Origin of the sequence: Micromonospora echinospora (assembly GCF_014203425.1) — a bacterium.
Lineage (GTDB): Bacteria > Actinomycetota > Actinomycetes > Mycobacteriales > Micromonosporaceae > Micromonospora > Micromonospora echinospora_A.
In genome coordinates, this window is record NZ_JACHJC010000001.1 from 2,698,896 (window position 1) to 2,710,738 (window position 11,843).

10 protein-coding genes are annotated in these 11,843 nt (G+C 71.6%); 9 read left to right on the plus strand and 1 reads right to left on the minus strand.

Annotation, left to right across the window (positions count from 1 at the left end; genetic code table 11):
• Positions 1–107: 107 nt before the first annotated feature.
• On the minus strand, positions 108–1,295 hold the full coding sequence (locus FHU28_RS12830) for an ROK family transcriptional regulator (RefSeq protein ID WP_184683918.1): 1,188 nt from the start codon (positions 1,293–1,295) through the stop codon (positions 108–110).
• A 371-nt stretch (positions 1,296–1,666) separates the two neighbouring features.
• On the opposite strand from FHU28_RS12830, the gene FHU28_RS12835 reads away from it, so the two are divergent.
• From FHU28_RS12835 to FHU28_RS12875, 9 genes are all read left to right on the plus strand, one after another.
• Positions 1,667–2,782: a substrate-binding domain-containing protein gene (locus FHU28_RS12835; protein ID WP_184683921.1), complete on the plus strand. Its 1,116-nt coding sequence runs from the start codon at positions 1,667–1,669 to the stop codon at positions 2,780–2,782.
• 108 nt (positions 2,783–2,890) lie between these two features.
• The gene (locus FHU28_RS12840) at positions 2,891–3,883 is read left to right on the plus strand and encodes a phosphotriesterase family protein (protein ID WP_184683923.1); all 993 of its coding nucleotides are present in this window, start codon (positions 2,891–2,893) and stop codon (positions 3,881–3,883) included.
• Positions 3,883–4,860, plus strand: a complete 978-nt coding sequence (locus FHU28_RS12845) for an ROK family protein (RefSeq protein WP_184683926.1) — start codon at positions 3,883–3,885, stop codon at positions 4,858–4,860. The genes FHU28_RS12840 and FHU28_RS12845 overlap by 1 nt, the downstream gene beginning before the upstream one ends.
• Positions 4,861–5,841 (plus strand): ABC transporter permease, encoded by a 981-nt coding sequence (locus FHU28_RS12850; RefSeq protein WP_184683928.1) that lies wholly within the window; start codon positions 4,861–4,863, stop codon positions 5,839–5,841.
• Between the two features lie 19 nt (positions 5,842–5,860).
• Positions 5,861–7,117: an alanine racemase gene (locus tag FHU28_RS12855; RefSeq protein WP_184683931.1), complete on the plus strand. Its 1,257-nt coding sequence runs from the start codon at positions 5,861–5,863 to the stop codon at positions 7,115–7,117.
• A complete protein-coding gene (locus FHU28_RS12860) occupies positions 7,117–7,905 on the plus strand; it encodes an ATP-binding cassette domain-containing protein (RefSeq protein ID WP_184683933.1) in 789 nt (262 codons plus the stop codon). The genes FHU28_RS12855 and FHU28_RS12860 overlap by 1 nt, the downstream gene beginning before the upstream one ends.
• A gap of 369 nt (positions 7,906–8,274) precedes the next feature.
• Positions 8,275–9,930: an ABC transporter substrate-binding protein gene (locus FHU28_RS12865; protein ID WP_184683935.1), complete on the plus strand. Its 1,656-nt coding sequence runs from the start codon at positions 8,275–8,277 to the stop codon at positions 9,928–9,930.
• Between the two features lie 15 nt (positions 9,931–9,945).
• Entirely contained in the window at positions 9,946–10,956 is a 1,011-nt protein-coding gene (locus FHU28_RS12870) for an ABC transporter permease (RefSeq protein WP_184683937.1), read from the plus strand.
• Positions 10,956–11,843 (plus strand): ABC transporter permease, encoded by an 888-nt coding sequence (locus FHU28_RS12875; protein WP_184683939.1) that lies wholly within the window; start codon positions 10,956–10,958, stop codon positions 11,841–11,843. The genes FHU28_RS12870 and FHU28_RS12875 overlap by 1 nt, the downstream gene beginning before the upstream one ends.

An 11,843-nucleotide genomic window follows, 5' to 3' on the forward strand; every position in this document is an offset into this window, starting at 1 on the left:
ATAGCAGGTTATCGATAACATGTTCAACCGGTCGGTTCCGGGAAAGTAGCGGGCCGGCCGCCGGGTGAACGCTCACAGCAGCACCCGGCGCGGGCGCTGCCGCCTGCTCAGGCGCGGTCGGCCAGGGCCGGCAGGTCGCAGCCGGCGAGGGCGTCCGGCTGGGGTACGCGGGCGAGGTCCGCCTCGGCGAGCCCGAGCCGCCGGTACGCCGTGTGCAGCGCCGCGACCACGGCGCCCAGCGCGCCGGAGAGGTCACCGAGTTCCGCGCCGTGCATCGTCGCCGCGGCGGCGGGCACGATCTCGTGCAGCCGGCCGCGCAGCCGGACCAGGTCGGGTGTGAGCGCGTGGGAGACGCCGCCGCCGAGGACGATCACCTCCGGTTCGTAGGCGACCACCGCCGCGGTGAGGACGACCAGCAGCGCCTGCTCGACGTACTGCTTGACCGGCGTCAGGCGCGGGTCGGCCGAGCGGAACACGTCGGCCGCGTTGTCGAACGACAGGCCGAGCTCGCGAGCGCGGGCGAGGATGCCGGACCCGCTGATGATCCGTTCGAGCGGCGCGCCGAGCGGGCCGGCCGGCAGGTGGCCGAACTCGCCGACCAGGCCGCTGCGGCCCCGGAACAGCCGGCGGTCGATGGCGACGCCGGCGCCGAGTCCGGCCCCGATGGTGAGCATCACCGCGGTCTGCGCGTCCCGGGCGGCGCCGAAGCGCAGCTCCCCGAGCAGCGCGTAGTTGGAGTCGTTGTCGACCTCGACCGCGGCGCCCAGGTGCTTCTCCAGCAGCCGCAGGAACAGCGGGTCCTCCACCTGGGGCAGGTTCGGGGCGTTGGAGACGGCGCGGTCGCCCTGCCGGACGGCGCCGGGCAGGCCCACCGCGACGGAGTCGAGCCGCTCCCGGTCAGCGCCGACGGTCCGCATGATCAGGTCGGCCAGCCACTGGGCCAGCCGGGGCGCGTCGTAGTGGGCGGGTGTGGGCACGGTCCGGCCGGTCAGCGGCCGGGCGGCGAGATCGGCGACCACCAGCCGGACGTTGGAGCCGCCGACGTCGACGCCGCAGACCACGCCGCGTCCGGCGGCGATCGCGACCTGGGTCGCCCGCCGGCCCCGGTTGGTGGTCGGCGCGCCGTCGGTCTCGGTCAGCAGCCCTTCGTCGAGCAGCTGTTCCACGATCCGCGACACGGTGGCGGGGGAGAGGTCGGTCTCGTGGCCGATGGCCGTGCGGCTCACCGGACCGTGGGTCAGCACGTGGGCCAGGACTGTGGACCGGTTCGCCGCCCGTGGTGCTCGAGATTCCACGCCCACCTCCGCCGATTTTCTTTCCGCCCGAATGTTAAAGCCGAGCCGCCTCCCCGGCAACCACCCGGGGCGTGTCACCTGGCGCCGGTGCGTGGCGGACATCGAAACCCGTCCTCCTGCGGCCTCGCGCGGGCGTGAAAGCCCAGGTCAAGCGCTCTGGCGACGGCTCGGAGCGAGTGGGAGGAATCTCTGACCAGCACCCTTGACGGAGTGTGATGACCGCGATAATACTTTCACCCTGAACGGAAATAGAGGCCGCCGGCCCCAGGGACGGCGGCGCGTGCCCCCGTACGTGCCGTGCCGGTCGCATCGGACCCCCGTGTCAATCCGGAATCCCGGTTCCGGACCCCGTTGCTGTGAAGGGAAGAGCAATGATTCTCAGCCGTAGACGTGGCGCCGCCCTCGGCGCGCTCTGCGCCCTGGCGCTCATGGTCGGCGCCTGCTCGAACGAGACCTCCGGGAGCGGCGGCGCGTCGAGCGGCCCGCGTACCGAACCCAGCCTGTCGTTCGTCGGCCCCGGCGGCGAGACGCCGACCGCCGCCGACCAGATCTCGCTTACTGACGAGGAGCGGCAGAAGGTCAAGGACGGCAACTACTCCGCCGCATTCGTCTGGCACGAGGGCTCCGCGCTGACCAAGGCCGTGGAGTCCGGCGTCCGCAAGGAGTTCGACCAGCTCGGCATCAAGGTGCTCGCCAGCACCAGCGCCGAGTTCGACGCGGCCCGGCAGGCCAACAACGTGCAGACCGTGCTGGCGCTCAAGCCCGACCTGATCGTCACCATCGCCGTCGACCCGACCGCGGCGGCCGCGGCCTTCAAGCCCGCCGTGGACGCCGGCGTCAAGCTCGTCGTGATGACCACCCCGCCGAAGGACTACAAGTCCGGGGAGCAGATCGTCGGCATCGTGACCGCCGACCTGACCGCGTTCGGCAAGGCCAACGCGGAGATGCTCGGCAAGGCGCTCGGCGGCAAGGGCAAGGTCGGCTACGTCTACCACGACGCCGACTTCTGGTTCACCAACCAGCGGGACAAGGCGTTCAAGGACTGGCTGGGCTACCTCTACCCGGACATCGAGATCGTCGAGGAGGCCGGGTTCTCCGACCCGGCGCGCACCGAGGACATCGCCACCGCGATGCTGACCCGCCACGCCGACCTCAAGGGCGTCTACGTCGCCTGGGCCACCGCCGCCGAAGGCGTGCTCGCCGCGACCCGGCAGCAGGGCCGCACCGACGTCAAGATCGTCACGAACGACCTGGAGGCGAACCTCGCCGCCGACATGGTCAAGGGCGGCAACGTCGCCGGCATCGTCGCCAACGGCTCGACCCGCCTCGGCGAGAACCTGGGCATCGTCGCCGCGTACGGCCTGCTCGGCAAGAAGGCCCCGGAGCTGGTCGTCGGATCGCCGATGGCCGCGACCAAGGACAACATCGCCGACGCCTGGCGCGACGACTACGGCCAGGAGCCCCCGGCCGAGGTGCTCGGCAACTGACGCCGGGCGGCGAGGTCCGGGGCCTCCCCGAACGGGCCCCGGACCTCGCCGGCGCGGCCCGGCCCACCGCCGGGTCCGCGACCACCGCGAAACGAGAGGAAGAAGCACATGGGGTACGTCCAGACAGTCCTCGGACCGGTGCCTCCCGAGTCGCTCGGCCGGGTGCTGAGTCACGAGCACCTCGGCGCGCTGGTGCCCGGGCCGTGGCTGTCCGGCGGCGCCGCCGACGACCGCGCGGACCTCGCCGCCGGGGCGGTACGCGACCTGCCCGATCTGGGCTTCGGCACGATCGTGGACCTGTCCCCGTACGAGGTGGTCGGTCACGACGTGACCCTGCTGCGCGAGGTGGCGCTGCGTACCGGCCTGCACGTGGTCGCCGGATCGGCGATCTACCTGGAGCCGTACTCGCCCGGCTGGGCGCTTTCCGCGAGCGTCGACGAGATGCGGGAACGCTTCGTCGCCGACGCCACCGTCGGCGTCGGGGACACCGGCATCAAGGTCGGCATCTTCGGCGAGCAGGCCACCGGGCTGAACGAGATCACCGCGCACGAGGAGAAGTGCCTGCGCGCCGCCGCCCGCGCCGCCGTCGCCACCGGCCTGGCGCTGAACACGCACACCACGCACGGCACGATGGCGCTGGAGCAGGTCGAGATCCTGCGCGAGGAGAAGATGGACCCCTCCCGCGTCGTCATCGGCCACCTGGACATCAACCCCGACCCGGACTACCTGCGGGCGGTGCTGGCGGCCGGCGTCAACATCGCCTTCGACACGCTCGGCAAGCAGTTCTGGGACTTCGTGCTCGCCCCGCTGCCGGAGAACCCGCCGGAGGGCGAGTTCGGCAAGCGGGCGTACCACCGGCCCGACCGCGCCCGGCTCGACATGCTGGCCGGGCTGGTCCGCGACGGGTACGCCGACCGGATCCTGCTCTCGATGGACCTGACCGGCGCGGAGGCGTACCTGAACCCGCGCACGCACGGCCGGCTCGGGTACTCGTACCTGGGCCGGGAGATCGTGCCCGGTCTCGCCCGCCTCGGTGTGCCGCCGGAGGCGATCGACCAGATGCTGGCGGCCAACCCGGCCCGACTCCTCACGGTCGGCTGATGGCCGCGCATCCGCGTCCGTCCGGCTACGTCGCCGGTGTCGACCTCGGCGGCACCAAGCTGCGGGCCGCGCTGGCCGACCTCGACGGTCTCATCGTGAACGAGCAGGTGCAGCCGACCGACCCCCGGGGCGGGGTGGCGGTGGCCGCGCAGATCGACACGCTGCTGCGCGAGCTGGCCGCCCGGGCCGGTGTCGACTGGTCCGACGTGCGGGCCAGCGCGATCGGCCTGCCCGGCGTCCCCGACCCGTCGACCGGCGCCATCGAGCTGTCGCCGAACGTCTCCGACCTCGAAGCCCTCGACGTCCGGGCCGAGCTGACGCGCCGCCTGGGGCATCCGGTCGTGCTGGACAACGACGTCAACATGGCCGCCGCCGGGGAGCGGTGGCTGGGCAGCGGGCGTACCCACCGGCACTTCGTGTTCGTGGCGGTCGGCACCGGTGTCGGCATGGGCATCGTGTCGAACGGGGAGCTGGTCCGCGGCGCGCGCGGCGCGGCGGGGGAGATCTCCTACCTGCCGCTGGGCACCGACCCGTTCGACCCGGGCAACCAGGTGAAGGGCGCGCTGGAGGAAGCAGTCGCCGGCGCCGCCCTCGCCGCCCGCTACCGGGCGGTCAGCGGCGAGCAGGCGAGCGTGCCCGACGTCTTCGACCGGGCCGCGGCCGGCGATCCGCTCGCCCTGGCTGCCATCGACGAGGAGGCCCGGCTGATCGCGCTGGCCGTCGTCGCGGTCACCGCCGTCCTGGACCCGGAGGCGGTGATCCTGGGCGGCGGCATCGGCTCCCGGATCGAACTCGTCGAGCCGGTCCGGCGCTGGGTCGCCGCGCTGAGCGCGGACGTCCCGTTGATCAAGACCAGCCGACTCGGCGACCGGGCCGGCCTGCTCGGCGCCGTCGCGGTCGCCCGCCAGGAGGCCGGCGTCCACGACGGCGAGCCGGCGGACCGGAACACCTCTTTCCAGACAGCGGAGGGACGATAGATGACCCACACCGATGCGGCGGTGAAGACCAGCGCCGTCCCGGCCTGGCGCCGGATCAACTGGCGCGACTACGTGGTCTACATCGGCTTCGCGGTCGTGTTCCTGTTCTTCGCGATCACCCAGGGTGGCAACGGCTTCCTGACCACGAGCAACCTCACGAACATCGTCATCCAGACCGCGCCCATCACGATCATGGCGGTCGGGCTGGTCTTCGTGCTCGCCGCGGGCGAGATCGACCTGTCGATCGGCTCGGTCGTCGCGCTCTCCGCGCTGGTCGGCGCGGTGACGTTGCGCGAGACCGACAGCATGCTGCTGGGCGCGGCCGCCGGTCTCGCCGCCGGCGCGGCGGTCGGCCTGGTGAACGGCGTCTTCGTCACCCTCGTCCGGCTGCCCTCCTTCCTGGTCACGCTCGCCACCATGGGCGCGGTGGCCGGCCTGGCCCGCGAGGTCACCGGCCTGCAGTCGGTGCCGGTCAGCAACGACGCGTTCCTGTCCTTCTTCGGCCAGGGCGAGATCTTCGGCATCCCCGGGCTGGTGCTCTGGTCGGTGGCGGCGGCGGTGGTCGGGTACCTGGTGCTGCGGCAGACCCGGTACGGCGCGCACACGCTCGCGATCGGCGACAACGTGGCAGCGGCGCGGGTCAGCGGCATCAAGGTGATCCGCGTCAAGATCATGGTGCTGATGGGCAGCGCGATGTGCGCCGCCCTGGCCGGCCTGCTGTACGCCGGACGCCTCCAGGGCGCCCGCTACACCCTCGGCGAGGCCGACCTGATGTCCGTGATCGCCGCCGTGATCGTGGGCGGGACCAGCCTCTTCGGCGGCAAGGGCTCGATCATCGGCGCGGTGCTGGGCAGCCTGCTGATGGGCATGCTCAACAACGGCCTGATCCTGGCCGGACTGTCCGTGTCCCAGCAGATGATGGCGCGCGGCGTGATCATCCTGGTGGCCGTCTCCCTCTCGCTGCGCGAGCGGCGAAGCTGACCCGGAAGGAAGCAACCGCATGTTTCTGGACCTGCTGAGACGCCGCAACCCGGGCCTGCTGGCCGCCGCCGCGAGCCTGCACTCCAGTGGTGACCTGCCGGCCAACTGCTACGCGCTGGACCTGGAGACGGTAGCGGCCAACGCCGTCGCCATCCGGAACGAGGCCGACCGGTTCGGGCTCTCGGTCTACGCGATGACCAAGCAGGTCGGGCGCAACCCCGACTTCTGCCGGACGGTCCGCGACGCGGGCATCACCGAGGCGGTCGGCGTCGACCTGCAGTGCGCGCTCGCCGACCGGCACGGCGGGCTCGGCATCGGTCACCTCGGCCACCTGGTGCAGATCCCCCGGCACGAGGCGGCCGTCGCCGCCGCGCTCGCGCCCGCGTACTGGACGGTCTTCAACGACACCAAGGCCGCCGAGGCGGCGGCCGCGAGCGCGGCGGCCGGGCGGGAGCAGGCGCTGCTCGCCCGGATCGCGGCGCCCGGCGACCGCTTCTACCGGGGCCACGAGGGCGGCTGGGCGGCCGACGAGATCGTCGCGGTCGCCGACCGGCTCGACGCCCTTCCCGGCGCCCGGTTCGCCGGTGTCACCAGCTTCCCGACCCAGTTGTTCGACACGGCCGCCGGACGGGTGGTGCCGACGCCCAACCTCGGCACCCTGCAACGCGCCGCCGCCGCGCTACGCGCCGCCGGGCGGTCCCACGTCGAGATCAACGCCCCGGGTACGACGTCGACGGCGATCCTGGCGACGCTGGCCGAGGCGGGCGTGACGCAGGTCGAGCCCGGCCACGGGCTCACCGGCACGACGCCCTGGCACGCGGTGACCGACCTGGTGGAGGAGCCCGCCGTGCTCTACGTCAGCGAGGTGTCCCACCTGTGGGACGGCCGGGCGTACGTCTTCGGCGGCGGCCTCTACGTCGACCCGGTGCTCGGCCTGGGCGGCACCCGGGCGCTGATCGTGCCCCGGGGCGGTGGTCTCGACGACGCGTACCTGGTCGACGTGGAGATGCCCGCGCCGGAGGCGATCGACTACTACGCGATGGCCGACGTCACCGCGGCGCCGGGGTGCGCTCCGGGTGACACGGTCCTGTTCGGCTTCCGGCCGCAGGCGTTCGTCACCCGGGCGCTGACCGCAGGCGTGACCGGCGTACGGTCCGGCGCGCCGGCCGTGGCCGGCGTGTACGCCGCCGACGGTTCGGCGCCGATCGGGCTGGACGACATCGCCGCGGGCGACGGCCCCGGCAACCAGGCGGCTCGCAGCGCAGGGAGGGCATAATGAGCACCGTCATCCGCAAGGACGACGCGACCCGGGCGGGCGCTCCGCCGCTGCGGTTGCGCGGCATCCGCAAGCAGTTCGGCGGCGTCGTCGCGATCGAGCGCTTCGACCTGGAACTGGCCGCCGGGGAGATCACCGCCCTGGTCGGCGACAACGGCGCCGGCAAGTCCACCCTCGTGAAGATCATCTCTGGCGTGTACCAGCCCACCGAGGGTGAGCTGGAGATGCACGGGCGGCCGGTGACGTTCCGGGACGCCTCCGACGCCCGCCGGCAGGGCGTCGAGGTGGTCTACCAGGACCTGGCGCTGGCCGACTCGCAGCCGGTCTACATGAACATGTTCCTGGGCCGGGAACTCACCCGTGGCCCGCTGCGACTGCTCGACCGGCGCCGGATGGCCCGGGAGACCCAGGATCTGGTGGACGCGCTGGACGTGCGCATCCCCAGCGCGAAGGCGACGATCCGGGACCTGTCCGGCGGCCAGCGGCAGGCGGTGGCGATCTGCCGCGCCACCCACTGGGCCAGCGGGCTGGTGCTGATGGACGAGCCGACGGCGGCGCTGGGCGTGGCCGAGACCGCCAAGGTGGAGCAGCTCATCATGCGGCTGCGCGAGCGGGGCGCCGCCGTCCTGATCGTCAGCCACAACCTGGACCAGGTGTTCCGGATCGCCGACCGGGTGGCGGTGCTGCGCCGGGGACGCCAGGTCGGCGTCCGCGGCATCACCGAGACCAGCCGCAACGAGATCGTGTCGATGATCACTGGCGCCTCCGAGGAGACCGCCCGCCCCTGAACCGCGCGGCCAGCCGCGCGCACGATGACCCCGGGTGTCCCTCCCGGGGTCATCGGCGTTCCGTGTCCTGTTCACCCTCCCGCCGATCTTGCGCCTGCGGCCCTTCCGAGGTCCCGTATACGGCGCTTCTGCCGGGGCGGCAATCCCATGATCGACGCCGATGCGGACCGAGCCTTGCGTAACGTTCGCGTGAACTTGTGTGAACGTCAGTTCGTGCGTTGTCCCGCAGTTCGGGAGCGTTACCAAGCCGAGTCCGTGAGGGAGCAGTGAACGACGTTCACCCTATTGTTCACTGCTGCTAAATCCGGTAGAACTCCTGGTAGGTCCGCTGCTCGGGCCATCTGCCTCGTGCTTCTAGGAGGACTTTTCATGGCTCGTTCACCCCGTCCGGGCGCCTCCTCGCCCGCGCTCTCCCGCCGCGGCGTCCTGCAGCTGGGGGGCGGCGTCGCGCTCCTCTTCGCCACCAGCGCCTGCGCCGCGGACAGCGGCGACAAGTCCAAGGACGGCAAGTCCGACGGCGCCGCCGCCAAGACGCTGCGCATCGCCGTCTCCAGCTACCTGTCGAGCTGGGACCAGGACTTCGTCGGCTTCGACCTGACCGCGTTGATGCTCTACAAGAACGTCTTCCCGTACCTGATCGACTACGGCGTCACCAACACCGGCGGCAGCCAGATCCTCGACACCCAGAACATCACCCCGACGTTCGCCGAGTCCTTCGAGCCCGACGCCGAACAGAAGGTGTGGACGCTCAAGCTGCGCCGCGGCGTGAAGTTCGCCAGCGGCAACGAGATGAAGGCCGCGGACGTGAAGTGGTCGAAGGACCGCGCGTTCGCCGCCCAGGCCAACGTCGCGGGCGTCTACCGCACCATCGGTCTGACCAGCGCCGACCAGGTCAAGGTCGTCGACGACTACACGGTGGAGTTCCACCAGGCGTTCCCGAGCGCGCTCACCCGGCAGATCCAGGCGATCTCGCTGTACGTCTTCGACTCGGTCGAGGCGAAGAAGCGCGCCAGTTCCAGCGACCCCTGGGCCAAGGAGTGGTTCGCGAAGAACCCGCCGACCGGCGGCTACTTCAACGTCGCCAAGGCCACCCAGGGCCAGGAGATCGAGCTCAGCGCGAACACCGACTACCCGGGCCCGGACCCGGCCAAGACGCCCACCATCCGGATCTCGGTCGTGCCGGCCGCCTCCAACCAGCGGCTGCAGCTGCAGGCCGGTGACATCGACATCGCGCTGGGCATCAGCCAGCGCGACATCCAGGACCTCAAGAAGACCCCGGGTATCAAGGTCATCTCGGCGGCCAGCAACCGCCAGGTCGCGATCCAGATGTCGGTCACCGCGGCGCCGTTCAACGACGTGAACGTGCGCAAGGCGCTCGCCTACGCGGTGCCCTACGAGCAGATCATCACCAACGTGTACGGCGGCGACGCCCGCGCGGCCAAGAGCCCCGTGCCGCTGGACATGCCCGGGTACGACGAGGTCGGCTACCCGTTCACCCACGACCTGGACAAGGCGAAGGCCGCGATGTCCGCCGCCGGCCGGGCGTCGCTCGACTCCGAGCTGGTCTTCGAGGCCGACAACGAGGAGCAGCAGAAGATCGCCGTCCAGGTGCAGAGCGAGGCGGCGAAGGCGGGCATCCGGCTCAAGCTGACCCCGCTGGACCCGGCCACCCTGGGCGAGCGGCGGACGAAGAAGAACATCCCGCTGCAGATCACCTCCGGGCAGCTCTGGGTGGACGACGTCGAGTACATGCTCGCCACGAGCTTCGTCAAGGGCGCCAACCTCAACTACTCCAACTACAGCAACCCGGAGATCGAGCAGATCTACGAGAAGTCGCACACCACTGTCGACACGGCCGCCCGCAACGCGCTCTGGAAGCGGGTCCAGGAGATCCTCGCCGCCGACGTGCCGTGGGTGGTCATCTGCCAGCCCAACTTCAACCTGCCCGTCCGGGAGGCCGTCGCAGGCTGGGTGCAGCCGATGGACGGCCTCGCCCGCCTGCGCTACCTGAGCGCGTCGGCCTAGGAACGTCAACCGCCCATGCGAATTCTCCGCTTCGTCGTCAGGCGACTGCTCCAGCTGATCCCCGTTCTGCTCGGAGTGGTCGTCCTGGCGTTCCTCCTGGTCCGGGTGCTGCCGGGTGATCCCGTCCGCAGCATCCTCGGGCAGAACGCCACCGAGGAGGACGCCGCCGCCGCCCGGGCCCGCTTCGGGCTGGACCAGTCACTGTGGCAGCAGTTCCTCGACTACCTCAGGGGACTGGTCACCGGTGACTTCGGGACCTCCATCCAGAGCGGAAACTCCGTGGGCTCGGAGATGGCGCTCCGGGTGGGGCCGACCCTGGAACTCGTCGTCATCTCCGTGAGCATCGCGCTCGTCGTGGCGACGGTGCTGGGCATCTGGTCGGCCAAGCGGGCCAACCGGGTCGGCGACCACAGCGTGCGGATGTTCGCCCTGGTCGGCAACTCGATCCCCGAGTTCTGGCTCGGCCTGGTGCTGGTGCTGGTCGGCTACAGCATCCTCGGCTGGTTCCCGGCACCGAACGGGCGGGTCGACCCGGACACCGACCTGACCCCGCTCACCGGGGCCGACCTGGTCGACGGCGTGCTCACCGCGAACGGACCGGCGATCGCCTCCGCCGCGGCGTACCTGGTGCTGCCCGTGCTGACCCTCGTGGTCGGCGTGGTCGCGCCGCTGCTGCGCAGCGTCCGGGCCTCCGCGCTCGAGGTGCTGCACTCGGAGTCGTACGCCGCGGCGAAGGCGCACGGGCTGCGCGACCGGACCCTGCACTACGGCTACCTGCTGCGGGCGACGCTGGTCCGGCTGCCGTCGCTGGCGGCGCTGGTCTTCGGCACGGCGATCGGCTCCACAGTGCTCGTCGAGTACGTGTACTCGTGGCAGGGCTTCGGCCAGTGGGCCCTGCGCGGCCTGCTCTACCGGGACTACCCGGTGGTTCAGGCGTCGGTGCTGGTCATCGCGCTGTGCTACGTGCTGGTGTTCCTCATCGCCGACGTGGTCCACGCGATCCTCGACCCGAGAGTGAGGCTCTGATGGCCGAGTTGCGCGCCGCCGTCAGCGGCGACTCCGCGCAGACGCCGGTGGTCGTCGCCGGCGGCGACCGGGACAGCCGGTTCGCCCGCCGCATGATCATCGTCGGTGCGACCATCCTGTCGGTGGTGGCGCTGGTGGCGGTGTTCGCGCCGCTGCTGAGCCCGTGGGGCGAGACCGAGATCGACCCGGCGAACACCCTTGTGGCGCCGGGCGGCAACCACCTGCTCGGCACCGACGGCAACGGCATGGACATCTGGAGCCGGGTGCTCTACGCCGCCCGGCTCGACCTGGGCATCGCCCTGGCCGCTGTCGCGCTCGCGGTGGTCGTGGGCACGCTGCTCGGCCTGGTCGCCGGCTACTTCGGCGGCTGGCTCGACGACGTGCTGATGCGGGTGGTCGACATCTTCCAGTCGTTCCCCACGTTCATCCTGGCGCTGGCGGTGGCCGCCCTGCTCGGCAACGGCACGATCAACCTGATCATCACGATCGCGGCGGTGAACGCGCCGGCGTACGCCCGGCTGGTCCGCGCCGAGGTGCGGACGCTGCGGGAACTGCCGTTCGTGGACGCCGCGATCACCTCCGGGGCGTCGCCGGTGGGTGTGATCTGGCGGCACCTGCTGCCCAACAGCCTCACCCCGGTCCGGGTGATCGCGCCGCTGAACTGCGGCTGGGCGATGCTCACCCTGGCCGGGCTCTCCTTCCTCGGACTGGGCGTCAGCATCCCCGACGCGGAGTGGGGGGCCATGATCAGCCTGGGCGCCGCGGACGTGGTCGGCGGCCGCTGGTGGACCTCGGTCCCACCCGGCCTGGCCCTCTTCGTCTGCGTCCTGGGGTTCAGCCTGCTCGGCGAAGGCCTGCAGGACCGCGCCAACGCGAAGCGGCGGTGA

Bases quoted from the DNA above. Each gene is read 5' to 3' on its own strand.
- FHU28_RS12835 (WP_184683921.1), top strand. From the start codon at position 1,667: ATGATTCTCAGCCGTAGACGTGGCGCCGCCCTCGGCGCGCTCTGCGCC.
- FHU28_RS12840 (WP_184683923.1), top strand. From the start codon at position 2,891: ATGGGGTACGTCCAGACAGTCCTCGGACCGGTGCCTCCCGAGTCGCTC.
- FHU28_RS12845 (WP_184683926.1), top strand. From the start codon at position 3,883: ATGGCCGCGCATCCGCGTCCGTCCGGCTACGTCGCCGGTGTCGACCTC.
- FHU28_RS12850 (WP_184683928.1), top strand. From the start codon at position 4,861: ATGACCCACACCGATGCGGCGGTGAAGACCAGCGCCGTCCCGGCCTGG.
- FHU28_RS12855 (WP_184683931.1), top strand. From the start codon at position 5,861: ATGTTTCTGGACCTGCTGAGACGCCGCAACCCGGGCCTGCTGGCCGCC.
- FHU28_RS12860 (WP_184683933.1), top strand. From the start codon at position 7,117: ATGAGCACCGTCATCCGCAAGGACGACGCGACCCGGGCGGGCGCTCCG.
- FHU28_RS12865 (WP_184683935.1), top strand. From the start codon at position 8,275: ATGGCTCGTTCACCCCGTCCGGGCGCCTCCTCGCCCGCGCTCTCCCGC.
- FHU28_RS12870 (WP_184683937.1), top strand. From the start codon at position 9,946: ATGCGAATTCTCCGCTTCGTCGTCAGGCGACTGCTCCAGCTGATCCCC.
- FHU28_RS12875 (WP_184683939.1), top strand. From the start codon at position 10,956: ATGGCCGAGTTGCGCGCCGCCGTCAGCGGCGACTCCGCGCAGACGCCG.